The organism is Pseudomonas sp. FSL W7-0098 (assembly GCF_005930585.1).
Taxonomy (GTDB): Bacteria; Pseudomonadota; Gammaproteobacteria; order Pseudomonadales; family Pseudomonadaceae; genus Aquipseudomonas; species Aquipseudomonas bubulae.
The window spans coordinates 247,892-274,103 of record NZ_RXHW01000002.1; the positions used below are offsets into that span (position 1 = coordinate 247,892).

A 26,212-nucleotide genomic window follows, 5' to 3' on the forward strand; every position below is an offset into this window, starting at 1 on the left:
GCGCAAGTAGTACTGCCTCCATCACAGTCCGGTATTTTACGCACTGGAACAGGCCTCTAGTGATATCGGGGACCGAAGAGATTGAGAGGGGGTTGTGTGCTACGAAATCCTTTAATTTCTTATGGTGCTCGCTTTCACCTCCTCCGGCGATTTGACAAGCCAACTCAAGAGCGTGCGAGAAATCGGTTTCGGTCAGTTCAAGGTCTAAAGTTTTTAGGACCTTGTCCCATTGTGGAAACGTAAAAACGTGATTGAGTTCGGCTTTGACAATTACCTGCTTCTGATGGCGGGGCAGAGTAGCGAACTCTTCTTCCTTAACTAAAAACCACCCGACCCCTTCACCAGGTAGGCCGGTGTTTTTATTGACTACCAGCGCTTGGATATCCGAGCAAAAGCCATTGCACTATCTCAGCTCTTTGGCCAGATCTAACCAAGCCATTGCAGCCGGAGGCAAATGCGCACCGGCACGCCAAGCGAGTGCAATATTCCAATCCGTGTGTGGCTCTTCAAGAGGTACTAGAGCGATGCCCGCATGTTTATGTTTTTGCGCAAGCATTCGCGGTAAAAATGCCACCCCTAAACCTGCAGCTACCAGGTCGGCGATGAAATCAATCTGCCCGCTGCGGGCCGTCACCCGGGGCACAATCCCTCTTCGATCACAAGCGGCCATAATTAATGCGTTAAGCGCAAACCCCTCATCAAAGAGGATGAATGGCGAATCCGCCAGATCACTGAAGTTCATTCGCTTGCGTCGCGAAAGCGAATGGGCGCTAGGCAGCACAACCACTAAAGGCTCGTTGCGCACTTCCTGATAAGCGAAAGTTTCATCGATCGGAATCAGTAGTGCTGCCAAGTCCACCTCTCCGGCCTCCAGGCACTCACACAGTTTCTTACTACCGTGCTCTATCAGTTCTATATTCACCATCGGATAGCGGCTGCGATAAGTAGCAAACATCTCAGCGAACAATACCCCGGAGCCTACAGGCGGCAAGCCGATCCGCAGCGTACCGCCCTTCAGGTCGCGCAGTTCATTGATCTCTGCGATCAGATCGTTCCGCTCTGCGAGTAATACCAGTGCGCGCCGATAGGCAATCTCACCTGCGGCCGTCAACTCGCTTTTATGGCCGATACGGTTCAGCAGTGGCGTACCTAGCTCATCCTCGAGCGTCCTGACTGCCTTGCTGACTGAGGACTGAGTCAAAGACACAACCTCCGCAGCTTGGGAGAAACCTCCCTGGCGCACCACTTCTACAAACACCCGCAGCGTTCTGAGATTCATGTGTATTCCAATAGCGACTCAATTCGAGTAGAAAAAGTTGTTTTTATCATACTCAACAATCCCTTATCGTGAAATTCACTCAGCAACGTCCTACGTCGCTGAAATTTTCTAGAGACCTAGGAGTTGTAGATAATGATTATTTCATCGGCATCCGACTATCGCGAAGCCGCGAGACGCAAATTGCCGCGATTTCTGTTCGACTACATCGACGGCGGCGCCTATGCCGAACACACAATGCGTGCCAATAGCGCTGACCTCGCCAGCATCAGCTTGCGTCAACGCATCTTGAGAAATGTTGACAGTTTGAGTCTCAAGACGACGCTCTTTGGAAAGGAACAGAGTCTGCCGATCATCCTCAGCCCCGTCGGACTGACCGGTATGTATGCCCGTCGTGGTGAAGTACAAGCGGCCAAGGCTGCGGCCACGAAAGGCATTCCCTTTTGCCTGTCCACAGTATCGGTCTGCTCGATTGAAGAGGTTAGTTCCCAGAGTTCGCAATCGATCTGGTTTCAACTCTATGTGCTCAAGGATCGCGGATTTATGCGTAATGCCCTAGAGCGTGCTCAAGCAGCCGGCGTTACCACGCTGGTGTTCACCGTAGACATGCCGACGCCAGGCGCTCGTTACCGTGATGCCCACTCGGGCATGTCTGGGCCACTCGCAGCTTCACGGCGCATCCTGCAAGCCACCACTAGGCCGGATTGGGCGTTTAATGTCGGTATCCTCGGTCGTCCGCATGATTTGGGCAACATCTCCAAGTACCTGGGCAAAGCCACCACCCTGGAAGATTATGTTGGCTGGTTAGGCAATAACTTCGACCCCTCTATCAGCTGGAAGGACCTGGAATGGATCCGCGAGTTTTGGAAGGGCCCGATGATTATCAAGGGCATCCTTGATCCACAGGACGCCAAGGACGCAGTAAGTTTCGGCGCTGATGGCATCGTGGTCTCCAACCACGGCGGTCGCCAATTGGACGGTGTGCTGTCCACCGCTAGGGCTTTGCCTCCCATCGCCGAAGTAGTGGGTGATGACCTGACGGTGCTGGTGGACTCTGGCATTCGTTCCGGGCTGGATGTTGTGCGCATGCTCGCCTTAGGCGCCAAGGCATGCCTGCTGGGGCGCTCGACGGTTTACGCTCTGGCCGCCGACGGACAGCACGGGGTAGAGAATATGCTGGATATCTTCTCGCAAGAAATGCGCGTGGCAATGACGCTCACTGGTGTTACCTCGATTGACAAGATCGATCGAACCGCATTGGTTCCAGTTGAGTAATGAAGGTTCGATCATGTCGCAATCACTGACCGTTAAGATGTTGGAAGCGGTACGCAATGTACCGATTGGCTACGTAGTGTGTGGTGGTGTTGTCTGTACTGTGCCGGCGCTCCTAGCGGCTCGCTTACACAACCCCTTGTTCTGTTGGTCAGCGATTGCCGCATTCTGGAGCTATCTGTCGATTCCGAGCGATAAGTCCCCAAAGGGTTGTATCTTCGGCCTGGTTTTCGGCATCACCGGCGCCGTGGCGTCAGGGCTAGGTGCTTGGACGATGGTATGGCCGCAACTGGCTATAGCACTGTCGGCCCTCTTTGCGTTTGCTGGCGCTTACGCCCAGGTTTGCGGCGCGCGCATTAGCATTCCCGCTTTGCTGACAGCGACGGCATTTGCGGTATCCACTGCATTCCCGGCAAAGGACTTTGCCCAGGGATTTGCTTATGCACGTTACTTTCTATATGGCAGCCTATGGGCTACAGGCTCCGCATTGCTGTTCCAATGGTGTCAGTACGACCAGCCTGATGCTGCAAAGCGGCCAGTTTTATGGTCGGCACTCAGAACAAATTTCACACCGAAATCTAACTTCTTTCTGCATGGGCTTCGCGTTGCGCTGTCGGGAGCACTGTCAGTTTGGTTGGTTCAATTGTGGTCGTTGCATTACGGATACTGGATGACCCTTACGGTGTTTCTGATCATGCAGCCCTACATGCATTCAACGTTGAGGATGTCTCTGGAGCGAGTCGGCGGCACCTTCTTAGGGGGAGCCATTGCTGCCGTTCTTGGTTACGCAATCCATGATCCGTTTTTGTTGGCTGCACTGATACTGCCTGTTTCTATTGGCACCCTGGCAGGGCGCTCTGTGAGCCACATCAGCTATTTGATGTTCCTCACTCCACATTTCATACTGGTCGCGCAGGTTGGCCAGTCAGGAGGATCGGAGCTGGATTTGGTATTTCTACGAATGCTCTACAGCACCGGTGGTGCACTTTTAGCGATCATCGCTTCGCTTGTGATTTTTCCTCGCTGGCAAACGGCTGAGCCGTAGAGGACTAGGGGAGTGTTTCCTAGACCGCCGGTTTGAAAGCCCCTTCCCGTGCAGCCAACCAGTAACACCGCGCAAAAACTCAGTAATAGGCTCAGCGTGAACATGGCGTTCTTCCTCATGGTTTGACTCGGATGTTTGTAGGCCCTGATCGTGCCGTAGTCACGTGCGCCCTATCAAAGAGCGCTATACCCCCTCTACAGGTGCTTGTCATGCGATGAGAGGCGGGAGGGCTGAGCATCTAGAGCGTCGTTCGGGAATGGTTCTTTTCATGGTATGCCTTTTGTTTTGTTTGATAGTTATCTGCTTTTAAAGGTTTTATTGCGCTTGTTGATAATAGAGTGAGAATAATCGGTAGGCCGGCATAGTCCGGCACCCGTGAGCAAGAACACCCTGAAGCCCGCTTAATTGCGGGCTTTTGGCTTTTTGGGTCTGGCAAATTCTGGCAGCTTTGTGCATCGCCAGGCGCCGTGTTTAGGTGGCTTGGTAATGGACCCGCGCTGATTTCGGCTAGAAGTTATCCATCGCGTGACACATCGACACCTTGCCATCAGGCTTCGGTTCGACAGCGACCCATTGCATGCCGTCAGCTGAAAGCTCATCCAGCAGGAATGAACAGTCTGCCGACATCGATGCCTGCACCTGGTAATCCACCCCGGGCCGAGGTACGAAGGTCATGGTCCTGGCACACTGCCGGGCATATTGCAGGCGCCCCAGGTAATGGAGCGCGATCGGCTTGTTCGCCGGCACTACCAGCTCTGACGAGACCGAACCTGCCAACGAATAGATCGGCCCGGCAATGCCGAGGTTTTCACCGTTATGGTCGGGGAAGCCGGATTTCGCCGACGCCATCACCCCCGCGCCGGGCACATTCCAGTCGAGGCAGTCACGCCCCGGCACGGCGCGCACCAGGCCGTCGGTGAGCAGGCGAATACGGGCAGTCTCGCCGCTCTGCGGGGGTATGTAGCCGGTGGACAGCGAACGCACGTTTGCCACCTGGCCGCAGCCGCTGAGCGCTAGCAGAACGGCGGGGATTACAGTGAACAGTCTCATCAGGCAATCGACTCGCAGGGGCAGGTTAAGGCTGGCGGCAGTTCTGGCTGACTGACAGATGCGGCGCAGGTTCATAGGTCACGCGCTGCAAACCATCGGCGTCCTGGAACAGGAAGTATTTGACGCGACAGTCCTTGAACATCGCTGAGTAACCCTCGGCCCGGAAGCCTTGACCATCTACCTGTTTGGTCACGGTATTGTTGCGGCTGACCACCGCGAGCACACTCTGATAGCTGTCGCCCATGTTTACCCCAGGCTCGCCGGTGATGGCGGCCGAGGAGGCGCAACCACCCAATGCTGCTGCCGCCAACACCAGTACGGTGCCGTACAGTCCGTTGCGTAGATCGTTCATTCCCTGTTTTCCTTTTGGTAATGGTTTACCGGCGGCCTTCGCATACGGGTGATTCGCCAATACGGCCTTGCTTGCACAGATCGAGTTTATCCCTGCGCTTGAACCCGGCGTCCTTCATGCAGTAGAACCGCGTCAGCACAACATCGATCGGCGAGGTGTCTCCCACGCCATCAAGATTGGTATACCCGCAAGCACGCATGGCGTTGTCGACGCCTGATTGGGTGACCCCCTTTTTGTACCACTGTGTGTAGTCCCCGGGTGGTGGTTGAAAGCCCCTTCCCGTGCAGCCAACCAGTAACACAGCGCAAAAACTCAGCAACAGGCTCCTCGTGAACATGGCGTTCTTCCTTGGGTTTTGACGCGGGTAGAGTGTGATGCGCCAACATCGTATAGGGAACTTTCATTCAACAAATGGTTCCATACTGTCCTTCACTCAGACTGTTCAAGGATCGAATGAAAACTTATCTGGCAGTTCCGTTAGCAATCACACTCGCCCTTGTGATGACCGGTTGCAGTAGCCGTAAGGCGGGTGATCTCACTTCAACGCCGGTCGTGCCACTGGTCATGAATGACCATCAAGCCAGCTTGACCTTCCGTACCATCGGCGGGGAGGGTGATCACCCTGTCAGTTACATGTACGGGTATTCCGACGGTCGAATGGATGACGCGGGTGATCGTGTTTATGACACTGCTTACTTCAAGCGCATACCGGCCTATCTGAAGCGAATTGGCGGTGGCACTGACAGCATCAGCAAGCTGGTCGATGCAGACAAAGTGGTGCACGTGGAAGGGACGGTCAAGGCCAAGCAGTTCACCTTCAACGGTATTCCAATGCCTACGCCGTTCGACAAAGAGCAGCCTGTTGCGCAGCAATTCACCCCGCAAGCCAAGAAGAATTACGTGGTTGAAACCGTGATCGCTGACACTTGGGTGATGAACGTGTATGAAGTTTCTCCAACCGGTGAGCGCAAGACCGTTGGCGCTCAAAAAAATGATGGCGCCGCAGACTGATAGTGCATGAAAGGCCTTGAGCCCGGCTTGATATAAAAAGCGATCAACCTTTACTGTTGATCGCTTTTTTTGTGGTCGGCGTTCTGAATCATCAAACTTCCGACGCCAATTATTTGAACGTGGCAATTGCTCGAAATGGCAATTGAGCTTAGTTCGATTGATTCATACGCGTTATTAAAACCTCATCCATAAATAATACATGCCTCAACCAAAACAATTGGTTAGGCGTGCTGTTTTTGCTGTAGTCAAAATACTGACAATCAAAGCCAGTCGCATCCTCCCTATAAGTCGGTGATTTATCATGATCAAGATCATGGCCTTCTTGTTAATAGGAGTTGTCACTGCAGGATGCAACGGATTCGTGAAGCCCGACTTGTCGGGGCCGGTCAATGAAGCTTACTTTCCCGTCTTTTCAGGCTTTCCCATGCCGTATATGTACATGGCCTCGGCCGTGCAATGGAATGAGGACTACGCCGTCACCACTGGGCATACCCCGTTTATCCCCAACGTTGCATACCGTTGCAGCACACGCTGCGATCTGGTCTTTATCAAGCATAAAGCCAATGGCCACTTCCCGGCATGGCGAGCGCCGCAGGTGGGAGAGAGCATCACGGCCGTGGGCGTGAGCCCTTACCTTGTGACCACGACGGGTAAGGGCAAAGTGTATAAAACCCCCTTCAGCAATACCGAAGATCACAGCGGTGACCTGTATGCCATTCATGATGCCCCGCTGGTCAAGGGCATGTCGGGTGGGCCGGTGATCGCCAGTGACGGTTGCGTGGTGGGGATCAATGCCGGTTTTTATTCGACCAGCCTGAACAGTGCTATTACGTTGCCTGAGCTGAAGAGCGCGCAGAGAGTGAGCATTTTTATCCCGTATTCGATTGTTGCCCGCGAATGGGGGATGTTGCAGGCGCAGCTTGATGGGGGGCGTGGGTCGAAGTTTGCGGCCAAGTAAAAAAGCACCCTCACCCCGGAAGGTGAGGGTGCTTTTTTTGATGTCAGCGCCGCGCCACATCCGAAAAGTAGAACTTGTCCAGCGTATGCCGCGACTCGGTGTACTCGAACTGGCGCCCATCCTGTAGAAACGTCTGGTTGCTCACCACGATCACATGGCTCTGACCTTCCAGGTCCAGGTGCTGCTGGTCGTCCTTGCTGCGCGGCACCGCTTCGATGGTGCGCTGGGCATAGCTGATCTGCAGATTCAGGGTCTGCTCGATATAGGCATAGATCGAGTGCTCGGCAATGGCCTGATCCAGCCCCGGAATCAGGTCGCTGACAAAATGGTTGATGTCCAGAATCACCCGCTTGCCATCAATATGGCGCACGCGTTTGATGCGGGTTATCAGGCTGCCCGCTGCAACATCGAACTTCTCGCACAGTGCGCCTTCGAGCGGGAACCGGGTGAACTCCACCACCTCGGTACTGACGTTACCGCCCAGGCGCGGGTAGGTCTCTTGAAAGCTGACGATACCGCCCAGCTGGAACTCGATCGGGCTGGATGACAATACAAAAGTGCCCTTGCCGTGGATCTTCTGGGCAAATCCACGCTCCTGCAGTTGTTCAATCGCCTTGCGCACGGTTCCGCGGCTGGCCCCATAGCTGGCCATCAACTCGGTTTCGGACGGCAGGCGCGCGCCGCGGGCCAGGCGTTCAGTGGTGATACTGGCAAGCAGATCCGTGTAGATCTGATTGTATTTGGTCATGGCGAGGGCTCTATGCCGGTTGGGCTCGGGGCCCGGAACCTTAAGGGTTGGAGGGAAGGCAGCGCAAGTACGCGGCAGAAAAATCACTAACTCGTCTGTACCAGTTGTTGCTTTAACTCGTACAGACGAGTATTTTTTTGCTACGGCGTGCTGCCACAGCGACGCTCCATAATAAAAATTCAAGCGAGACCACGCATGAGCCACGACTATTCCCAGATCGCCCGCGAGCTGCTGCACAGCCTCGGTGGTGCCGCCAACGTTGAGCAGGCCGCGCATTGCGTCACACGCTTGCGCCTGGCCCTCAAGGACCCAAGCCTGGTCGACAGCACCACCCTCAACCAGATCGATCTGGTCAAAGGCTCCTTCTTCACGGGCGGCCTGTACCAGGTGGTGATCGGCCCCGGTGAAGTCGAGAAGGTCTATGCCGCCCTGCGTGAGCAGACCGGCCTGGCAGCCGCCACTATCGCCGACGTGAAGCAGCAGGGCGCCGACAAGGCCAACGCCATGCAGCGTCTGGTGCGTGTGTTCTCCGATGTGTTTATGCCCATCCTGCCCGCCCTGATCATTGCCGGCTTGCTGATGGGGGTTAACAACCTGCTCGGCGCCAAGGGCATGTTTATCGACGGCAAAACCCTGCTCGACGCTTATCCGCAACTGGACGGGGTGTGGAGCCTGATCAACCTCATGGCCAATACCTCTTTTGTATTCCTGCCCGCGCTGGTGGGCTGGTCGGCGGCCAAGCGTTTTGGCGGCAGTGAAATCCTCGGCATTGTGCTGGGCCTGATGCTGGTTCACCCCGACCTGCTCAATGCCTGGAACTACGGCAAGGCCGTGGCCGGGCTGGAGGGCCAGAGCCTGCCGTACTTCAACATCCTGGGCCTGTTCCAGATCGAGAAAGTGGGCTACCAGGGGCAGATCCTGCCGATCCTGATGGCCGCCTATGTGATGAGCGTGATAGAGAAATGGCTACGGGCGCGAGTGCCCAATGCCATTCAATTGCTGGTGGTACCCATTACCACCATCGTCATCACCGGGGTGCTGGCGCTGGCGATCATTGGCCCGGTGACCCGTCACCTCGGCATCCTCATTACCGAAGGCGTAGTGCTGTTGTTCGACGTGGCCCCGGTGCTCGGCGGAATGATTTTCGGCCTGCTGTATGCACCGCTGGTGATTACCGGCATGCACCATATGTTTCTCGCCGTGGACCTGCAATTGATTGCCAACCACGGCGGCACCTTTATCTGGCCGATGATCGTCATGTCCAACCTGGCCCAGGGCAGCGCCGCGCTCGGGGTGTTCTACATGAGCCGCAATGTGCGTGAGCGCAGCATGGCCTCTACCTCTGCAGTCTCGGCGTACTTTGGCATCACGGAACCGGCGATGTTCGGGATCAACCTGCGCTACAAGTTCCCGTTCTATGCGGCGCTGATCGGCTCGGCGCTGGGCAGCATTTTCCTGTCGCTGAACAAGGTGCTGGCTTCGGCCATCGGTGTTGGCGGCTTGCCCGGCTTTATTTCGATCATTCCGCAGTACATCCCGATGTTTGTCATCGGCATGTTGATGGCCATTGTCGTGCCGTTTGTCCTGACCTGCGGCCTGAGCCTGAAAATCATTCGTCCGGGTTATCGCGTCGCGTAGCACATCCACTTTCCTGTAGCCGCTGCCGAAGGCTGCGATGGGCTGCGAAGCTGCCCGTCTTGATAGACGGTCCAGCGGCCCTTATCGCAGCCTGCACCAGCGGCTACAACGTCCAAGCAAGGAACACCCCATGCAAGACTGGCAGCGTTCAGTGATCTATCAGATCTACCCAAAAAGCTTTTGCAGCCACGCGGGCAACGCGACCGGTGACTTGCGGGGGGTGGTCGACAAGCTCGATTACCTGCAGTGGCTGGGCGTCGATTACCTGTGGCTGACGCCGTTCCTGCGCTCGCCCCAGCGCGACAACGGCTATGACATCAGCGATTACTACGCCATAGACCCGAGTTACGGCAGCATGGCCGATTGCGAACTGCTGATCCGCGAAGCCGGTGCCCGTGGCCTCAAGCTGATGCTTGATATCGTGGTCAATCACACGTCCATCGAACACGAGTGGTTCCAGCAGGCGCGCAGCAGCCTCGACAACCCGTATCGCGACTTCTATATCTGGCGCGACCAGCCAAACAACTGGGAGTCCAAATTCGGCGGCTCGGCCTGGGAATACGAGGCGCAAACCGGCCAGTACTATCTGCACCTGTTTGACCACACTCAGGCCGACCTCAATTGGGACAACCCCAAGGTACGCGCCGAGGTCTACAAGCTGATGTGCTTCTGGCGGGACAAGGGCGTGGGTGGCTTTCGCCTGGATGTGATCAACCTGATCTCGAAACCGGCGCATTTCCCCCAGGACGACAGCGACGGCCGCCGTTTCTATACCGATGGCCCCAACGTGCATGAGTACCTGCAGGAGATGCACCGCGAAGTGTTTGCCGGCCACGATCTGGTCAGCGTCGGCGAGATGTCGTCCACCAGCCTTGAGCACTGCATCCGCTACTCGCGCCCTGACAGCCAGGAGCTGTCGATGACCTTCAATTTTCATCACCTGAAAGTCGATTACCCGAACATGCAGAAGTGGGTGCGGGCTGATTTCGATTTCCTGCAGCTCAAGGGCATTCTTTCGGAGTGGCAGGTTGGTATGCAGGCCGGTGGCGGCTGGAACGCGCTGTTCTGGTGTAACCATGACCAGCCACGTGTGGTTTCGCGTTTTGGCGATGACGGTGAACACCGCGTGGTCTCGGCCAAAATGCTCGCCACGGCGCTGCATTTTTTGCAAGGCACACCCTATGTGTATCAGGGTGAAGAAATCGGCATGACCAACCCCGGGTTCGAGCATATCGAGCAGTATCGCGATGTCGAAACCCTGAATATCTATCGCCTCAAGCGCGAAGCCGGGGTGCCTCACGACGAATGCATGGCTGCGATCAAGCAAAAGTCACGGGACAACGGCCGCACGCCAATGCAATGGGATCATCAGGCCAATGCCGGTTTCAGCAGTGTCGAACCGTGGATTGGCATCCCCGCCAACGCGGCGTTTATCAACGTTGAAGACCAGCGCAATGACCCGGCTTCGGTGCTGCATCACTACCGCGAATTGATTGCCTTGCGCCGCGCAGAGCCCTTGCTGCAACACGGTGTATACCGTCTGTTGTTGCCCGAGCATAAGCAGGTATGGGTCTATGTGCGTCAGGGCGATGGCGAGAGTCTGCTGGTGATCAACAACTTCTATGGCACACCCTGCGATATCGAACTGCCTGAAGGTGTGGTTGACGCGGGGTTGAGCCAGCGGCTGCTGATCAGCAACTACGACGACTGCCCGGTGCGCAGCAGTCGGATTTCACTGCGTCCGTATGAGTCATTTGCCCTGCATCTGCAGTGATTACCGGTTTTACCCATAACAATAAAAAAGGTCGTTCCATGAAATCTTCACTCAACTACAGCATCTGTATCGCCAGCCTGTGCCTGCTGGCACCGTTGTCGGCCAGCGCCCTGGAGTTCGCCGGGTATTTGCGCAGTGGCGTGGGCAACTCGCTCAATGGCGGCAAGCAATCCTGCTTCAAGCTGCCCGGTGCCGAGGCCAAGTACCGGCTGGGCAACGAGTGCGAACAATACGCCGAGCTGGAACTGCGCCAGGACGTGTACAGCTTTGACGATGGCTCGGTACTGAGCGTCGATGGCATGGCCTCGCTGTACAACCAGTACGACCGCCAGCTGACTTTCCAGGGCGACAACGGTTCGGCGCGTCTGCCGCAACTGTACGCGCAGTGGTCGAACCTGCCGGGTCTCAACGGCGGCTCACTGTGGGCCGGGCGCCGTTACTACAAGCGTAACGACATCCATATTTCCGACTTCTACTACTGGAACCAGAGCGCCACCGGTGCCGGTATCGAGGATGTACTGATCGGTGGCTTGAAATACAGCTACGCCCTGTCGCGCAAAGACAACCTGTACCAGGAAAACTATGTGACTCGCCACGACTTCAACGTGGCCGGTTTCAACACCAACCCCGGCGGTGAGCTGGAGTTGGGCCTCAGTTATCTGGACAAGCCCGAGCGCACTGACGCCCACAGTGGCTGGGCCATTACCGCGCAGCATGTGCAGAGCGAGTTTCTGGGGGGCAAGAACAAGTTTGCCGTGCAGTACGGCGAAGGCTCGGGCACCGGCCTGGGCTATACCGGCGACTTTCGCCTGGATAACAGCAGCAAGCGTTATCGCATCGTCGAGTTTTTCGACTGGCAACTGACGCCGCGTTTCGGCGGGCAGGTGGAGGCGGTGTACCAGAAGGATTTTCGCCCCGACGGCGGCAATCAGGAGTGGCTGTCTTTGGGCGTGCGCCCGACTTACGCGATCAGTGAGCAGTTCAAGCTGGTCACCGGGCTGGGGCACGATCAGGTCAAGGCCGCGGACGGTACGCGCAAGTTGAGCAAGTTCACTTTCGCGCCCACCTGGTCACCCAAGGGCCCAGGTTTCTGGACGCGCCCGGAAGTGCGTTTGTATTACACCTATGCCAGCTGGAACGCTGCGGCACAGCGCGCCGCCAATGAGTTTGATGCAGGCTCGGCGCTCTCCGACAGCGGTGCATTCGGTTCGGCCCGTCACGGTTCCAACGCAGGTTTGCAAGTCGAGTACTGGTGGAAGTAAGCGAGCTGTCGGGGCTCGCGCTCCATCGGCATTTAACCGAATCAACTGCAGGTGAAGTTATGGTCACATCCCAACAAGTGGAATTGCTGGCACCGCTGTCCGGTGTGCTGATGGCGCTGGATAACGTGCCCGACCCGGTGTTTGCCAGTCGCCTGATAGGCGACGGCCTGTGTATCGATCCGACGTCGCAGGTGCTTTGTGCGCCGCTGGCCGGGGTGATCAGTAACTTGCAACACACCGGCCACGCCATCAGCATCACCCATGCCAATGGCGTGCAGGTGTTGCTGCATATTGGTCTGGATACCGTCAACCTGGGCGGCAAGGGCTTTACGGCGCTGGTCGAGGAGGGCCAGCAGGTAACCGCGGGGCAGGCGCTAATCGAGTTCGATGCAGACTACATCGCCCTGCATGCCCGCAGCCTGTTGACGCTGATGCTGGTGGTCAGCGGCGAACCTTTTGTGGCCCCGTCACCAGGTGGCGTTCTGGTCGAAACGGGCCAGCCGCTGTTGCGTCTGCAACTGGGGCAGGCCGAGACAGTGGCCGAGGTGCAAGCCGGCGATACCCAGCGTTCCCAGCCGCAGCGTCTGCCCAACCCCAACGGCTTGCACGCCCGTCCTGCAGCGGTGCTCGCCCAGGCGGCGAAAGGCTTTGCGGCAACCCTTCATTTGCACAAACAGGGTGAGAGCGCCAATGCCAAGTCGCTGGTAGCGATCATGGCCCTGCAGACGGTTTGCGGCGACAGCGTTTACCTCAGTGCCTGCGGCTCAGATGCCGAGCAAGCGCTCAAGGTGCTGAGTGAACTGCTGGCTGAGGGTTGCGGCGAATCGGTCGTGGCTGTGGCGCCCGAAGCGCAGCCAGTAGCAGTGCCGGAGCCTGTGGCCAGCAACGAATTGCGCGGGGTCTGTGCGTCACCGGGTTCGGCCTTCGGTCATGTTGTGCAACTGACAGAAAGCGTGTTGCAGATCAGCGAACTGGCAACCGACCAGCGCCACGAGCGCGAGCAGTTGCAACAGGCCCTGGCAGGAGCCTCCGCGCAGCTGCAAACGCTGTGCGACAACACACAGGGCAAGGCTCAGGCCGAGATTTTCAACGCTCACCAGGAGCTGCTGGAAGACCCCGGTTTGCTGGAGCAGGCTTTCGGGCTGATCGAGCAGGGCAAGAGCGCAGCATTCGCCTGGCAGAGTGCTACACACGAAACCGCGACCCTGTTCAAAGGCCTGGGCAATCGCTTGCTGGCCGAGCGCGCGCTGGATCTGGACGATGTCGGCCAGCGCGTACTCAAACTGATACTCGGGGTTCAGGACTGCGCACCGGAGTTGCCGGATCTGGCCATCCTGATTGCCGAGCAACTGACCCCGTCGCAGATCGCAACCCTGGATACCCGCAAGGTTGCAGGCTTTGCCACGGTCGGTGGCGGTGCCAGCAGTCATGTGGCGATTCTGGCCCGGGCGCTGGGCTTGCCGGCACTTTGCGGTATGTCGCCGCAGGTGCTGGGGCTGGCTAACGGAACCGAGGTGTTGCTCGATGCGGATCAGGGGCAGCTGCACCTGGAGCCGGATCCGCAGCGGATCCGCCAGCTCACCCTCCAGCGTGCCCTTCAGCACCAGCGTCAGCAGCAGGATTTGCAGCAGGCGGCACAGCCAGCCAGTACCCGTGACGGGGTACGTATCGAAGTCAGCGCCAATATCGCGTCCCTGGCCGAGGCAGAGCAAGCGGTGAGCCTGGGGGCAGAAGGGGTCGGCTTACTGCGCTCCGAGTTCCTTTATCTGGAACGCAGCAGCCCCCCCAGCCATGCCGAGCAGGTTGCCACTTACAGCGCCATCGCCGGTGTCGTGGGTACCGGGCACAATCTGGTGGTGCGCACGCTGGATGTGGGCGGCGACAAACCACTGGCCTATGTACCGATGGCCCACGAGGCCAATCCATTTTTGGGCATGCGCGGAATCCGCTTGTGCCTTGAGCGTCCACACCTGTTGCGTGAGCAGTTCAGCGCGATTCTGGCCAGTGCCGACCTGACCCGTCTGCACATTATGTTGCCGATGGTCACGCAGCTGTCCGAGTTGCGCATGGCCCGCCAGTTGCTCGAGGAGCAGGCGCTGGCGCTGGGGATCAAGACCCTGCCAAAACTGGGCATCATGATCGAAGTGCCGGCAGCAGCGTTGATGGCGGATCTGTTTGCCCCCGAGGTGGATTTTTTCTCCATTGGTACCAATGACCTGACCCAATACACCCTGGCGATGGACCGGGACCATCCGCGTCTGGCCAGCCAGGCCGACAGCTTGCACCCGGCGGTGCTGCGCCTGATCGCCACCACTGTCAAGGCCGCCCATGCCCACGGCAAATGGGTCGGGGTGTGCGGCGCACTGGCCTCCGAGACGCTGGCGGTACCATTGCTGCTGGGGCTGGGTGTCGATGAGTTGTCAGTGAGCGTGCCGTTGATCCCGAGTATCAAGGCGCGGGTTCGAGAGCTGGATTTCGTCGCGTGCCAGGCCCTGGCGCAGCGTGTGCTGGGCCTGGAGAGTGCCGGGCAGGTGCGGGCTGCATTGCAGCCATTGGTGCAACCCATGACCGAGTTGGAGTCCTGAACATGTTCGATAAAGCGCTTAAAGCATTCTGGAAGGCCCTGACACCCGATCTGGTGGTGGATGAGCCCGCTAAACCGGTGTCGACACTGGATAAAACGGTGCTGGCTGCGCTGGGCGGGAGCGGCAATATCAAGACCGAGCAGCGGGTGGCCTTGACCCGGATCCGTGTGGAGCTGGCCGATATCACCCGCCTGGATCCGCAAGCCCTGCGTGTGGCGGGTGTGCCTGGGATCCTGAGCCTGCCGGGTGGGGTGGTGCATCTGGTGGTGGGGTTGTAAACCCAGTCCTGCGGCCCTTAGGTGGGTGCGGGCTTGCTCGCGATGACAGCACTGTGGTGTACCTGCAACACCGCAGCGATCCAATCACGAGCAAGCCCGCTCCCACAGGCTGTGTTTGCCTGCCAGCTGTGACCCTTCGCCACCCCGCCCTTACTGTTTCGCAATTGCAGGTGTATCGTATTCGCCTTTTGCGGGCCCAACGCCCGCGCCGGATACGAGAGGTAGTTGAATCCATGTCCTTTACCCGTCGACAAATACTCGGTGGTCTGGCCGGCCTGGTAGTGGTGGGTGTTGGCGCAGGAGGCGCTTCGCGTTACTGGCTGGGCAAGGTGGCTGCCGAGAACGCCGGCCACGATTACGAACTGATCAGCGCGCCACTGGACGTCGAGCTGGTGCCCGGCCATATCACCCAGGCCTGGGCGTTCGGTCCATCGGCTCCAGGTACCGAGCTGCGCGTGCGTCAGGGTGAGTGGCTGCGGGTGCGCTTTATCAACCATCTGCCAGTCGCAACCACCATCCACTGGCACGGTATCCGCCTGCCCCTGGAAATGGACGGCGTCCCCTACGTCTCGCAACTACCGGTATTGCCCGGAGAATACTTCGACTACAAGTTCCGCGTGCCCGATGCCGGCAGCTACTGGTATCACCCCCACGTCAACAGCAGCGAAGAGCTGGGTCGTGGCCTGGTCGGCCCGCTGATCGTCGAAGAGCGCGAGCCTACCGGCTTCAAGCACGAGCGCACCCTGAGCATCAAGAACTGGCACGTCGATGAAGAGGGCGGCTTCCTGCCGTTCAGCATCACCCGCGAAGCGGCCCGTGGCGGTACGGCGGGGCGCCTGTCGACCATCAATGGCAGCCATGTGCCGACCATCGACCTGCCTGCAGGGCAGATCACCCGTGTGCGTATTCTCAACCTCGACAACACCCTGACCTATCGCCTGAATATCCCCGGCGTGGAAGCGATGATCTACGCGCTGGATGGCAACCCCATCGAGCCAAGGCCGTTGGGCAAGGATTACTGGCTGGGCCCGGGCATGCGTATTTGCCTGGCAATCAAGGCCCCGCCCGCCGGTGAGGAACTGTCGTTGCGTGACGGCCCGGTACGGCTGGGCACTTTGCGTTCGGTTGCCAGCACCGATGCACCGGGCGAGTGGCCACCGGCGTTGCCCGCCAACCCGATTGCCGAGCCCGACGTGGCCAATGCCGAGAAGATCAACTTCAACTTTGAGTGGGTCGGTTCGATGTCCGAGAACCTGGGCCCGGATCAGCCTCCGAGCCTTTGGCAGATCAACGGTGTGGCCTGGGATATCAAGGACAAGACCTGCGCTGACCGACCGATTGCCAAACTCAAGCTGGGTCAGAGCTATATCTTTGAATTGAAGAATATGACCCAGTACCAGCACCCCATCCATTTGCATGGCATGAGTTTCAAGGTGCTGGCCTCCAATCGCAAAAAAATCATTCCGTATTTTACTGACACCTATCTGCTGGGCAAAAACGAACGTGCCCGCGTGGCGCTGGTGGCGGATAATCCTGGCGTGTGGATGTTCCACTGCCATGTGATTGATCACATGGAAACCGGCCTGATGGCCGCTATTGAGGTTTCCTGATGCGACAAGGGCGTCAACCCCTGATTATCGACCGCAGCCGCGATCAAGACTTTATGCGCGAAGCGCTGGCGCTGGCCGCTCAAGGCGCAGCGCTGGGTGAAGTGCCGGTGGGTGCGGTGCTGGTGCAGGACGGTGAAGTCATCGGCCGTGGCTTTAATTGCCCGATCAGCGGCAGCGACCCCAGTGCTCATGCCGAAATGATGGCGATCCGTGATGCAGCGACGGCTGTCAGCAACTACCGGCTCCCGGGCAGCACGCTGTACGTGACGCTGGAGCCATGCAGCATGTGTGCGGGGCTGATCGTGCACGCCCGGGTGGCACGGGTGGTGTATGGCGCGCTGGAGCCCAAGGCCGGGATTGTGCAAAGCCAGGGGCAGTTTTTCTCCCAGGGCTTTTTGAATCACCGGGTGCTGTATGAAGGCGGGGTATTGGCTGAAGAGTGCGGGGCGATCCTCAGCGAGTTCTTCAAGGCCAGAAGGGCTCGCTGAGCCCGCTCCCACAGGGGTGAAGGGCGTGTGTTACTTCCTGGCCACAATCACCGCCCGCATTGGCGCCGGCAGGCCTTCGATGGTTTTGCTGTGGTCGTTCGGGTCCAGGTAGTCGCTCAACGACTGGTACTTCATCCACTCGGTGGCACGTTGTTCTTCAACGGTGGTGACGCTCACGTCGACGCAGCGCACATCGCTGAAACCGGCACGGCGCAACCAGCGCTCCAGCGCCGGGATCGAGGGCAGAAACCACACGTTGCGCATCTGCGCGTAGCGGTCTTCCGGCACTAGCACCTGGTTCACGTCACCTTCTATCACCAGGGTTTCCAGCACCAGTTCGCCGCCTTTGACCAGGCAGTCTTTCAGGGCCAGCAGGTGTTCGATGGGCGAACGGCGGTGGTAGAACACACCCATGGAAAATACAGTGTCGAAACCTTCCAGGTTCGGCGGCAGGTCTTCGAAAGGAAACGGCAGGTGCCACGCCGCTTCCTGCTGCAAAAAGCGTTGCACGGCCTGGAACTGGCAGAAGAACAGCCAGTTGGGGTCGACGCCGATTACGCTGTGGGCGCCTGCGCCGAGCATGCGCCACATGTAGTAGCCGTTGCCGCAGCCCACATCGAGGATGCGCTTGCCCTTGAGGTCGACATGCGGCGCGACCCGCGACCATTTCCAGTCCGAGTGCCACTCGGTATCGACGTGAACGCCAAACATGTCGAACGGGCCTTTGCGCCACGGTGACAGGCCCATCAGGGCTTCGCTCATCTGTGCACGGGTGGCGTCGTCGCAGTCGGTGTCCAGGGTCAGGCCGTTCAACAGGTCGATTTCGCTCGGCTTGACGTCGGGCAAGGCATCCAGCGCGCTTTGCCAGCGCTCCAGGTCGCCGTGGCCTTTCTCCATCTTGACGTCGAGCTGGGCTTGCAGGGTGTTGGCCCATTCAGCCAATGGAGTGCCGGCCAGACGCCGGGCAAGTGGGGACAGATCAATCATGGCAAGGCAATCAACGAGGCAAAGTTAAGACACTGGAACCACGGCACGACTTTCGAGAACCCGGCCGCCAGCAGGCGTTCGCGGTGTTCTTCGAGGCTGTCGGGCTTCATGACGTTTTCGATGGCGCTGCGCTTTTGTGCGATCTCCAGATCGCTGTAGCCGTTGGCGCGCTTGAACGCCACATGCAGATCAGTCAGCAGCCCATGCTCTTCGGGGTCGCTGAAACGCAGCTTTTCCGAGAGGATCAGGGCGCCACCCGGCAGCAGCGACTGACGGATACGGCCCAACAGTGCTAGGCGCTCCTGGGGGGCGATGAATTGCAGGGTGAAGTTCAGCGCCACCACCGAGGCCGGCTCGAACGCCAGGGCCAGGATGTCGCCTTCGATGACTTCAACCGGCAGCAGCTCCTGAAACATCGAGTTCTGCCCATTGAGGTACTCGCGGCAGCGCTCGACCATCGCCGCCGAATTGTCCACCGCAATCACCTTGCAGCCTTCAGTGCGCACATGGCGGCGCAGGGCCTGGGTGACGGCGCCCAGTGAGCAACCCAGGTCGTACAGTACGCTGTCGGGCCGGGCGAACTGGGCGGCGAGCACGCCAAGGTTCTCGACAATGGTCGGGTAGCCGGGCACCGAGCGTTTGATCATGTCCGGGAACACCCGCACAACGTCTTCGTTGAAGGCGAAGTCCGGCACCTGGGTCAGGGGCTGGGCGAAAATACGGTCGGGTTCTTTGCTCACGGCGGTTCCGGCGGTGGAATTTTCAAAAGGGGCGGCATTTTAGCCAAGTTGGCGCCGGGATGCGCGGTCTGTCTGATAAAGCGTTCAGCGTTTGCCCTGGGAAAACACCGAGGCGGCAATGCCCCACTGGCCCAGCCAGTAACTGAGGATGATCAGATAGGGCGCGGCGCTGAACGGTTGCACAAAGCGATCGATGCCGATCAGGCTGTCCGAGACCACAAACGCCAGCGCCCCGGCGGCTGCCAGCCAGGCCGAGTGTTTCGGTACGCCGCTGCCGAGGCGGGCGAGGGCGCGCCAGAGCATGGCGCTGATGGCCAGGGCGTAGACGCCCACGGGCACCAGCAAATCGCCCAGACCCTGGCTGGCCATGACACTCAACAAGCTGCCACCGGCAAGCAGTGCCAGGATCAAGGCCGGCACGGCTGCGCGGCGGCAGTCCACCAGGTAGGCCTTGAGATAGGCCAGGTGGGCAAACAAAAACGCCCCAAGGCCAAATACAAACAGGTCCTGTGGCCAGGCCAGCAGAATGTCGCCCAGCAGAGAAAACCCCAGGCCTATGCTGATCCAGTGTCGATAGGGGCTGACAGGCCCGCTGTACAGCCAGCCGAGCAATGCCAGTACCGGTACGGGCTTGGTCAGCAGGCACAGCACCATGGCGTGCGTGCTGACGCCATAGAGGTAGGTGACAGCACCCATGATCGCAAGGATCAGCCACGCCATATCAGTTCACCGTAATCGGGCAGTCGAACACCTGCGCGGGTTCGGCTTCGGGTTCCCACGGTTGCTGAGAGGTCAGGCGCAGGCGCCCGCTGCCAGGGGCAAATACCTGAAAGCGCCATGTCGATTGACCACCGCTGCCCAGCAACTGGCCATTATCGCTGCTGGTGTAGACCTCCGGGCCGAGGCTGCGCAGCACGCCGCCTGCGGAGTCCTGGATAGCCCAGCGGTAGCCGGTGGTGGGGTTGCTCGGCAACGACAGGATCAGTTGCTGGCCCACATGCAGTTGCTGGGGGCAGTCGCTTTGATCTTCGAGCGTAACGTTGTGTGCAGGCTGTTGGGCACAGGCCGTCAGCAGGCTGAGGCCAAGCAGGGGGATAAGGCGTACAGGGGGCATTGAAGGCTCCGGTCAGGCAAACACAAGGGCGCAGCATAACCCATGAAGGGAGCTGCGCCATTCGTCGCCTGCCGATCAGAAAGAGGCGTGGGGCGGGCTGATGCTGAATTCGCCGCACATCTCCATGCTGTTGCTGTTGTGGTCCAGGCCTTCCATGGTGAACAGCCGGGCGCTGTAGCAACTTTCGACCACGCTCAGGTGCAGGGTGCCGACATCGGCCTGATTCAAGTGATACACCTGGCGGCCATCGATTTCAACGCACTCGATGTAGGACATGGACAGGATGGGGCCGTGTTCGTCTTTTTGGAACCGGTAGATACCCGACTGGATATTGATATCCAGGGTGAACGCAACCGCGCGATAAGCGGTTGAGCCAAAGTCATCGAACTCACCGGTAATGACGATTTTTTTCTGGCTGCTGGCAAAGGTCATTTCCTGCGCGGTAAACGCGGGACGATCCAGCAGTTCGGCCTTGAGTTCTCCCCGGGTTCTGGGGTTGAAGATTTTTTGTCCTGACTCCTTGAGCCTCAGGACATCCGGGTTCTCATATACAGGATGATGAAGTGCCATATTCTTTTCCTGCATTATTTTTGTGGGAATTGGCTCTATTAAGGATGGGAAATGAACAAACGTCTACTGTCATAAATGACAGTAGACGTGTCTAGTACGCGACTTGCGTGGAATTTTGGATCCAATATTCGAACTGTGTTGCTTTAAGCCCGACTTGCCTGATTAGCCGCAGTGAGGCAATCGCAGGCAAGTCAGGGCCTACAAACAGTTTTAAAACAGCACCTTGGCCACATCGGTAAAGCGCTTGGCAAAGTGTACGGTGATGCCTTCCTTCAGATAATCGGGCAGCTCTTCGAAATGCCCGCGGTTCGGTTCGGGCAGAATCAGTTCGTTGATTTTTTGCCTGCGCGCCGCAATTACTTTTTCGCGCACGCCGCCAATCGGCAACACATGCCCGGTCAGGGTCAATTCGCCGGTCATGGCGATGCCTTTTTTCGGCGGCTGATTGCGAGCCAGCGACAGCAGGGCGCTGGCCATGGTCACGCCTGCGCTGGGGCCATCTTTGGGCGTGGCCCCTTCAGGCACATGCAGGTGGACAAAAGCTTCATCGAAGAACTTCGGATCGCCGCCAAATTGCTTCAGGTTTGAGCTGATGTAGCTGTAGGCGATTTCAGCCGACTCTTTCATCACTTCACCCAGTTGCCCGGTCAGCTTGAAGCCGCGATTGAGGGTGTGAATACGTGTTGCCTCGATCGGCAGCGTCGCTCCGCCCATGCTGGTCCAGGCCAGGCCGGTAATCACCCCGGTACCGCTGATGACCTGTTCGTTACGGAACACCGGCATGCCCAGTGAAGCTTCAAGGTCTTTGGGGCCGATCTTGATCACGGCTTTGGGGTCTGCCAGCAGCTTGACCACGGCCTTGCGTACCAGTTTGCCCAGTTGTTTTTCCAGCTGGCGCACCCCGGCTTCGCGGGCATAACCGTCAATCACCGCGCGCAGGGCGCTGTCGCTGATGCTCAGTTTGTCTTTGGCCACGCCTGCTTTTTCGAGCTGTTTTGGCCACAGATGACGCTTGGCGATCGCGACTTTTTCTTCCGTGATGTAACCCGAGAGGCGAATCACTTCCATACGATCGAGCAACGGGCCGGGGATCGAGTCCAGGGTGTTGGCGGTACATACAAATAGCACTTTGGACAGATCAAGGCGCAGGTCGAGGTAATGGTCGAGGAAGTCGACGTTCTGTTCCGGGTCGAGGGTTTCCAGCAAGGCCGAAGCGGGGTCGCCCTGGAAGCTCTGGCCCATCTTGTCGATTTCGTCGAGCATGATCACCGGGTTCATTACTTCAACATCTTTCAGTGCCTGCACCAGTTTGCCCGGCTGGGCGCCAATGTAGGTGCGGCGATGGCCCTTGATCTCGGCCTCGTCGCGCATGCCGCCGACGCTGAAACGGTAGAACGGGCGGCCCAGGGACTCGGCGATCGACTTGCCGATACTGGTTTTGCCCACGCCCGGCGGGCCGACCAGCAGTACGATCGAACCGCTGACCGAGCCTTTGTAGGCCCCGACGGCGAGGAATTCGAGGATGCGATCCTTGATGTCATCAAGGCCGGCATGATGGGCGTCGATCACCTTGCGGGCGTGCTTGAGGTCGAGCTTGTCTTCACCCAGCACGCCCCAGGGCACCGACGACGCCCAGTCCAGGTAGTTACGGGTCACGGCGTATTCCGGCGACCCGGTTTCCAGGATCGACAGTTTGTTGATCTCGTCATCAATGCGCTTTTGCGCCTGGGCCGGCAGGGTCTTGCCTTCAAGGCGCTGCTTGAACTGTTCGATATCGGCGCTGCGATCATCCTTGGTCAGCCCAAGCTCCTGCTGGATGACCTTGAGCTGTTCCTTGAGGAAGAATTCGCGCTGATGTTCGCCGATCTTAAGGTTAACTTCGGCTGAAATCTCTTTTTGCAGCCGCGCTACCTCGACCTCCTTGCGCAGCATGGGCAGCACTTTTTCCATGCGTTTGAGCATCGGCACGCAATCGAGCACCTGTTGCAGCTCGTTGCCGGTGGCAGACGTCAGGGCCGCTGCGAAATCGGTCAGCGGCGACGGATCATTCGGGCTAAAACGATTGAGGTAGTTTTTCAGCTCTTCGCTGTACAGCGGGTTGAGCGGCAGCAGCTCCTTGATCGCATTGATCAGCGCCATGCCGTAGGCCTTCACCTCGTCGGTGGGCTCCTTGGGCTGCTGCGGGTACTCGACCTCAACCAGATACGGCGGACGGTGATGCTTGAGCCACATGCTGATACGCACGCGGCTCAGGCCCTGGGCCACAAACTGCAACTTGCCGTTTTCGCGGCTGGCGTGATGCACCTTCACCAGGGTGCCGTATTCCGGCAGGCTTTTGGTGTCGAAGTGGCGAGGGTCATCAGGGGGCGTGTCGACAAAAAACAGCGCCAGGGAGTGATGGGGGGATTTGCTGACCAGTTCCAGGGTCTCGGCCCAGGGTTCTTCATTGACGATGACCGGCAGCACTTGTGCCGGGAAGAACGGCCGATTGTGAATCGGAATGATGTAAACCTTGTCCGGCAGATTCTGCTCCGGCAATGCCAATTCAGTCCCTCCAGAATGTGGATGGTGTTCGGATTCAGTGTGTTCTACATCGGTGTACTCAGTGGTGTTGTCCGGAAACTCTTGCTGGTCGCTCATGGGGCACCTGCGCAATTGGGTATGGATGTTAGATGGGGCGCGGTGCCAGTGGTTTCAATGGTGAACAGATTTTCATGTGTAAGGAGAAGAAACCCCGTAGACGGATAGGCGGGTACAGGGAATATTCAACTGTGGGAGCTTGACCGACGATCAGGTCATTCTCGTGCCCGTATTTCATGGTCGCTTCGCAATCAAACCCAGCCTCACGCCTTCCTCGGCGGCAGAACAACTGCTTGCACGTCGATTGAAGAAATAATCCGTCAAACCCCCGTGCGCTAGGCCTTTGTCGCCAACAACTTGACAGTAGACGGCCCGAAATTAATGGGTGATCTTCTGTCTGCAGCAGTTGGATCCATAACAACAAAGATGGATTGGAAGGCCACCGGTATGGCTTTTTCAAGGAAGTCGCGGGAGCGCTTATGTGGCCATTGGCATTCACTCAATGGATTGAGGGCGCAGCATGAAGTTGCGCAACAGTTTTCAGGCGCGTATCAGCCTGTTTCTTGCCTTGCTCCTGCTGTTGGTGATCGGTGCGGTGTACTTCGCCGTTAAAGCCGTGACCATTACCGTGGCCAGCGATCAGGCGCAAGAGCAGCTCAAGACCGGAACCCGGGTGTTCGAGCGCTTTATGGATCTGCGCTGGCGGCGTATCCAGTACGGCCTCAACTGGCTGACCAATGACTCGGATTTCCGTGAGGCGACGATCAAAGGCAGCCCCTCGCTGATAGAGCACGCCCTGCAGGAGTTCGAGGCGAGCCTGCATGGCAGTGAGCTGTTTGTGCTGGATCTGGACGGCAATATCATCACCAGCACCCTCAAGGGCCTGCCAGCGGGGCAGGCATTTCCTTATGCCAAGGCTCTGCGGCTGGCCCGTCGCAACACCCAGACCATGGTCATCGGCATCCTGGCAGGGCGCCCGTACATGCTGGTGCAAGGGGTGGTGCTGGGCCCTTTGCCTGTGGTGCGCGTGGTCTCGGGGATGCCGATGGACGACGTGTTTGCCCATGAATTGAGCTCCCTGAGCAACCTTGAAGTGTCGTTTATGACGGTCAAGCCAGGCGAAAGCGGAATACTGAGCAGCACGCAGCCGGACTTCATGAGCGCCAGCATTATTGAATTCGTGCAGGAGCATACGCCGGGCTCGACAATCCATTTCAGCGAATTCCACGGCCGGCGCTTTCTTGGCCAGATGCTGCAACTCGCCAACTCCGGTGACCCGGGCAACGGCCAAGTCATGGCGGTGCTGCAAAGCCCGCTGGATCAGACGATGCAGGCATTCGACTCGCTGGATCGCAAGTTTCTGTGGATATCCCTGGGGGCTTTGCTGGCTTCATTGCTCGGCGCCTTGTGGCTGGCGCGGGCGGTTTCGCGGCCGGTCAGCCTGTTGGCGGAGGCTGCGCAGCGCATTGGCCGGGGCAACTACGAAACGCCGGTGGAGCTTACACGCAGGGACGAACTGGGGTTTCTGGCCAAGGCGATCAATGCCATGCAAAGCGGGATTGCCGTGCGCGAGCAGCAACTGGCACATAACGCCCTGCACGACCCGCTTACCGGTTTGCCCAACCGCGCCCTGGCCATGGAACGCCTGGGCAGTGCCATCAGCGCAAGGCGCGGCGTGGTGTTGATTTACCTGGGGATCGAAAATTATCGTGTGATCAATGAGAGCTTCGGCCCCGAGGGTGGGGAGCGGATCATGCGTGAGTCCGCCCGCGTGATGCTCGACGCTCTGCGTGAACGCGATACGGCGGCACGCATCACCGGCAACGAGTTCTTGTTACTGCTTGAAAGCACCCAGGTCGATGTGGGTGTTGCGCTGGCGGACAGGTTGTACGCATTGCTCAAGCGTCCGCTGAGCATTGATGGGCACGAGGTGTTGCTGGAAGTCTGCATGGGCATTGCGATCTACCCGCTCAATGGGCAGAGCGCTGAAGAACTGATCAGCCGTGCTGCGATTGCATGCCGGGATGCCGCCGCCTTGCCGGGTTATTTGCAGGTGTATCAGCAGGACCGTGACCTCGCCCACCAACGGCAAATCCAGCTGATCCGGGACTTGCGCAGTGCCGCCAGCGATGGCCAGTTGCAGCTGTATTATCAGCCCAAAATGGATATCCGCAGTGGCCATGTGCGCCAGGCTGAAGCGCTGTTGCGCTGGCAACACCCGGAACTGGGCATGGTCTCGCCGGCGGAATTTATTCCACTGGCTGAGCGCACGGGCAGCATGTTCCTGCTGACGGGCTGGGTCATCGAGGAAGGCATCCGTCAGTTGTCCGCGTGGAACCGCAAGGGCCTGCATATGCAGCTGTCGCTGAATATCTCGGCGGAGGATTTGCACGGTGAAAATCTGTTGATGACCGTCGAGCGCCTGCTCAAGCGTTATCAGTTGTCGGCTGAGCAACTGATATTCGAAATCACCGAAAGCACGGCCATGCGCGACCCCGAACACTCGCTCAACGTGCTGGAAAAGTTGCGTGATGGCGGGATAAGCTTGTCGGTGGATGACTTTGGCACCGGTTACTCGTCGCTGGCGCATCTCAAGCGCTTGCCGGTGCAAGAGCTGAAAATCGATCAATCGTTTATCCGCAACCTGGACGAAACCAGCGAGGACGCGGTGATCGTGCGTTCGACCATCGAAATGAGCCACAACCTGGGGCTCAAGGTGGTGGCTGAAGGCGTGGAGTATCAGCATACCCTTGAACTGCTCGAGCGCTGGCACTGTGATACGGCCCAGGGCTATCTGATCAGTCGGCCAATGGATGCCGTGGCGTTCGAGGCCTGGGTGTGGAAATTGCGGGCAACGGTTTAAAACCGGGCTCA

The 26,212-nt window shown here is 58.5% G+C and carries 23 protein-coding genes; 12 read left to right on the forward strand and 11 right to left on the reverse strand.

Translation table 11 applies throughout. The annotated features are described in order from the left end of the window. Positions 1–403 precede the first annotated feature (403 nt). Entirely contained in the window at positions 404–1,279 is an 876-nt protein-coding gene (locus FHL07_RS04165) for a LysR family transcriptional regulator (protein WP_010655639.1), read from the reverse strand. 132 nt (positions 1,280–1,411) lie between these two features. Between FHL07_RS04165 and lldD the strand changes: the two genes are divergently transcribed. Both lldD and FHL07_RS04175 read left to right on the forward strand, forming a co-directional pair. Further along, entirely contained in the window at positions 1,412–2,551 is a 1,140-nt protein-coding gene (gene lldD / locus FHL07_RS04170) for an FMN-dependent L-lactate dehydrogenase LldD (RefSeq protein WP_003443295.1), read from the forward strand. A 13-nt stretch (positions 2,552–2,564) separates the two neighbouring features. Then, complete coding sequence (locus FHL07_RS04175) at positions 2,565–3,593, forward strand: FUSC family protein (protein WP_003443292.1); 1,029 nt, start codon at positions 2,565–2,567, stop codon at positions 3,591–3,593. 507 nt (positions 3,594–4,100) lie between these two features. Here FHL07_RS04175 and FHL07_RS04185 read toward each other — a convergent pair. Genes FHL07_RS04185 through FHL07_RS04195 form a run of 3 tightly spaced genes read right to left on the reverse strand, consistent with a single transcriptional unit; the run spans position 4,101 to position 5,332 of the window. Next, positions 4,101–4,643, reverse strand: a complete 543-nt coding sequence (locus FHL07_RS04185; RefSeq protein ID WP_138738138.1) for a hypothetical protein — start codon at positions 4,641–4,643, stop codon at positions 4,101–4,103. A gap of 25 nt (positions 4,644–4,668) precedes the next feature. Continuing rightward, positions 4,669–4,995 (reverse strand): hypothetical protein, encoded by a 327-nt coding sequence (locus tag FHL07_RS04190; protein ID WP_095001452.1) that lies wholly within the window; start codon positions 4,993–4,995, stop codon positions 4,669–4,671. Between the two features lie 25 nt (positions 4,996–5,020). Continuing rightward, positions 5,021–5,332: a hypothetical protein gene (locus FHL07_RS04195; RefSeq protein WP_095018343.1), complete on the reverse strand. Its 312-nt coding sequence runs from the start codon at positions 5,330–5,332 to the stop codon at positions 5,021–5,023. Between the two features lie 116 nt (positions 5,333–5,448). Here FHL07_RS04195 and FHL07_RS04200 point away from each other — a divergent pair, with 116 nt between their 5' ends. Then, positions 5,449–6,006 (forward strand): hypothetical protein, encoded by a 558-nt coding sequence (locus FHL07_RS04200; RefSeq protein ID WP_095018344.1) that lies wholly within the window; start codon positions 5,449–5,451, stop codon positions 6,004–6,006. Between the two features lie 301 nt (positions 6,007–6,307). Next, the gene (locus FHL07_RS04205) at positions 6,308–6,964 is read left to right on the forward strand and encodes a trypsin-like peptidase domain-containing protein (protein WP_095001449.1); all 657 of its coding nucleotides are present in this window, start codon (positions 6,308–6,310) and stop codon (positions 6,962–6,964) included. Positions 6,965–7,007: 43 nt separating this feature from the next. Here the strand turns inward: FHL07_RS04205 and treR are convergent, their stop codons facing one another. Then, on the reverse strand, positions 7,008–7,712 hold the full coding sequence (gene treR / locus FHL07_RS04210) for a trehalose operon repressor (protein WP_095001448.1): 705 nt from the start codon (positions 7,710–7,712) through the stop codon (positions 7,008–7,010). Positions 7,713–7,907: 195 nt separating this feature from the next. Between treR and treP the strand changes: the two genes are divergently transcribed. The 7 genes from treP to tadA all read left to right on the forward strand — a co-directional run bounded on the left by treP (position 7,908) and on the right by tadA (position 17,347). After that, complete coding sequence (gene treP, locus FHL07_RS04215; protein WP_095001447.1) at positions 7,908–9,350, forward strand: PTS system trehalose-specific EIIBC component; 1,443 nt, start codon at positions 7,908–7,910, stop codon at positions 9,348–9,350. Positions 9,351–9,480: 130 nt separating this feature from the next. Further along, positions 9,481–11,124, forward strand: a complete 1,644-nt coding sequence (gene treC / locus FHL07_RS04220; protein WP_095031958.1) for an alpha,alpha-phosphotrehalase — start codon at positions 9,481–9,483, stop codon at positions 11,122–11,124. A 38-nt stretch (positions 11,125–11,162) separates the two neighbouring features. Continuing rightward, entirely contained in the window at positions 11,163–12,386 is a 1,224-nt protein-coding gene (locus tag FHL07_RS04225) for a maltoporin (protein WP_138738139.1), read from the forward strand. A gap of 59 nt (positions 12,387–12,445) precedes the next feature. Continuing rightward, entirely contained in the window at positions 12,446–14,971 is a 2,526-nt protein-coding gene (gene ptsP / locus FHL07_RS04230) for a phosphoenolpyruvate--protein phosphotransferase (protein WP_138738140.1), read from the forward strand. 2 nt (positions 14,972–14,973) lie between these two features. Further along, on the forward strand, positions 14,974–15,249 hold the full coding sequence (locus FHL07_RS04235; protein WP_095001444.1) for a PTS transporter subunit EIIB: 276 nt from the start codon (positions 14,974–14,976) through the stop codon (positions 15,247–15,249). Between the two features lie 233 nt (positions 15,250–15,482). Beyond that, on the forward strand, positions 15,483–16,859 hold the full coding sequence (locus tag FHL07_RS04245; protein WP_095001443.1) for a multicopper oxidase family protein: 1,377 nt from the start codon (positions 15,483–15,485) through the stop codon (positions 16,857–16,859). After that, on the forward strand, positions 16,859–17,347 hold the full coding sequence (tadA, locus tag FHL07_RS04250; protein ID WP_130871891.1) for a tRNA adenosine(34) deaminase TadA: 489 nt from the start codon (positions 16,859–16,861) through the stop codon (positions 17,345–17,347). Before FHL07_RS04245 ends, tadA begins: the two co-directional genes overlap by 1 nt. Positions 17,348–17,377: 30 nt before the next feature. Here tadA and cmoB read toward each other — a convergent pair whose 3' ends face one another. The 6 genes from cmoB to lon form a co-directional block, all read right to left on the reverse strand. Further along, entirely contained in the window at positions 17,378–18,334 is a 957-nt protein-coding gene (gene cmoB, locus FHL07_RS04255) for a tRNA 5-methoxyuridine(34)/uridine 5-oxyacetic acid(34) synthase CmoB (RefSeq protein ID WP_138738141.1), read from the reverse strand. Further along, on the reverse strand, positions 18,331–19,074 hold the full coding sequence (cmoA, locus tag FHL07_RS04260) for a carboxy-S-adenosyl-L-methionine synthase CmoA (protein WP_095001440.1): 744 nt from the start codon (positions 19,072–19,074) through the stop codon (positions 18,331–18,333). Before cmoA ends, cmoB begins: the two co-directional genes overlap by 4 nt. 84 nt (positions 19,075–19,158) lie before the next feature. Next, positions 19,159–19,794: a lysoplasmalogenase gene (locus FHL07_RS04265; RefSeq protein WP_138738142.1), complete on the reverse strand. Its 636-nt coding sequence runs from the start codon at positions 19,792–19,794 to the stop codon at positions 19,159–19,161. Between the two features lies 1 nt (position 19,795). Next, on the reverse strand, positions 19,796–20,188 hold the full coding sequence (locus FHL07_RS04270; RefSeq protein ID WP_088379088.1) for a protease inhibitor I42 family protein: 393 nt from the start codon (positions 20,186–20,188) through the stop codon (positions 19,796–19,798). A 75-nt stretch (positions 20,189–20,263) separates the two neighbouring features. Further along, positions 20,264–20,758: a hypothetical protein gene (locus FHL07_RS04275; RefSeq protein WP_095001438.1), complete on the reverse strand. Its 495-nt coding sequence runs from the start codon at positions 20,756–20,758 to the stop codon at positions 20,264–20,266. A 210-nt stretch (positions 20,759–20,968) separates the two neighbouring features. Continuing rightward, complete coding sequence (gene lon / locus FHL07_RS04280; RefSeq protein WP_138738143.1) at positions 20,969–23,398, reverse strand: endopeptidase La; 2,430 nt, start codon at positions 23,396–23,398, stop codon at positions 20,969–20,971. A gap of 460 nt (positions 23,399–23,858) precedes the next feature. Between lon and FHL07_RS04285 the strand changes: the two genes are divergently transcribed. Then, positions 23,859–26,201, forward strand: a complete 2,343-nt coding sequence (locus FHL07_RS04285) for a putative bifunctional diguanylate cyclase/phosphodiesterase (RefSeq protein WP_095031954.1) — start codon at positions 23,859–23,861, stop codon at positions 26,199–26,201. Positions 26,202–26,212: the final 11 nt, after the last annotated feature.

Excerpts from the sequence above, each read along its gene's own strand:
- FHL07_RS04165 (WP_010655639.1), bottom strand. The coding sequence starts at position 1,279 with ATGAATCTCAGAACGCTGCGGGTGTTTGTAGAAGTGGTGCGCCAGGGA.
- lldD (WP_003443295.1), top strand. The coding sequence starts at position 1,412 with ATGATTATTTCATCGGCATCCGACTATCGCGAAGCCGCGAGACGCAAA.
- FHL07_RS04175 (WP_003443292.1), top strand. The coding sequence starts at position 2,565 with ATGTCGCAATCACTGACCGTTAAGATGTTGGAAGCGGTACGCAATGTA.
- FHL07_RS04185 (WP_138738138.1), bottom strand. The coding sequence starts at position 4,643 with ATGAGACTGTTCACTGTAATCCCCGCCGTTCTGCTAGCGCTCAGCGGC.
- FHL07_RS04190 (WP_095001452.1), bottom strand. The coding sequence starts at position 4,995 with ATGAACGATCTACGCAACGGACTGTACGGCACCGTACTGGTGTTGGCG.
- FHL07_RS04195 (WP_095018343.1), bottom strand. The coding sequence starts at position 5,332 with ATGTTCACGAGGAGCCTGTTGCTGAGTTTTTGCGCTGTGTTACTGGTT.
- FHL07_RS04200 (WP_095018344.1), top strand. The coding sequence starts at position 5,449 with ATGAAAACTTATCTGGCAGTTCCGTTAGCAATCACACTCGCCCTTGTG.
- FHL07_RS04205 (WP_095001449.1), top strand. The coding sequence starts at position 6,308 with ATGATCAAGATCATGGCCTTCTTGTTAATAGGAGTTGTCACTGCAGGA.
- treR (WP_095001448.1), bottom strand. The coding sequence starts at position 7,712 with ATGACCAAATACAATCAGATCTACACGGATCTGCTTGCCAGTATCACC.
- treP (WP_095001447.1), top strand. The coding sequence starts at position 7,908 with ATGAGCCACGACTATTCCCAGATCGCCCGCGAGCTGCTGCACAGCCTC.
- treC (WP_095031958.1), top strand. The coding sequence starts at position 9,481 with ATGCAAGACTGGCAGCGTTCAGTGATCTATCAGATCTACCCAAAAAGC.
- FHL07_RS04225 (WP_138738139.1), top strand. The coding sequence starts at position 11,163 with ATGAAATCTTCACTCAACTACAGCATCTGTATCGCCAGCCTGTGCCTG.
- ptsP (WP_138738140.1), top strand. The coding sequence starts at position 12,446 with ATGGTCACATCCCAACAAGTGGAATTGCTGGCACCGCTGTCCGGTGTG.
- FHL07_RS04235 (WP_095001444.1), top strand. The coding sequence starts at position 14,974 with ATGTTCGATAAAGCGCTTAAAGCATTCTGGAAGGCCCTGACACCCGAT.
- FHL07_RS04245 (WP_095001443.1), top strand. The coding sequence starts at position 15,483 with ATGTCCTTTACCCGTCGACAAATACTCGGTGGTCTGGCCGGCCTGGTA.
- tadA (WP_130871891.1), top strand. The coding sequence starts at position 16,859 with ATGCGACAAGGGCGTCAACCCCTGATTATCGACCGCAGCCGCGATCAA.
- cmoB (WP_138738141.1), bottom strand. The coding sequence starts at position 18,334 with ATGATTGATCTGTCCCCACTTGCCCGGCGTCTGGCCGGCACTCCATTG.
- FHL07_RS04265 (WP_138738142.1), bottom strand. The coding sequence starts at position 19,794 with ATGGCGTGGCTGATCCTTGCGATCATGGGTGCTGTCACCTACCTCTAT.
- FHL07_RS04270 (WP_088379088.1), bottom strand. The coding sequence starts at position 20,188 with ATGCCCCCTGTACGCCTTATCCCCCTGCTTGGCCTCAGCCTGCTGACG.
- FHL07_RS04275 (WP_095001438.1), bottom strand. The coding sequence starts at position 20,758 with ATGGCACTTCATCATCCTGTATATGAGAACCCGGATGTCCTGAGGCTC.
- lon (WP_138738143.1), bottom strand. The coding sequence starts at position 23,398 with ATGAGCGACCAGCAAGAGTTTCCGGACAACACCACTGAGTACACCGAT.
- FHL07_RS04285 (WP_095031954.1), top strand. The coding sequence starts at position 23,859 with ATGAAGTTGCGCAACAGTTTTCAGGCGCGTATCAGCCTGTTTCTTGCC.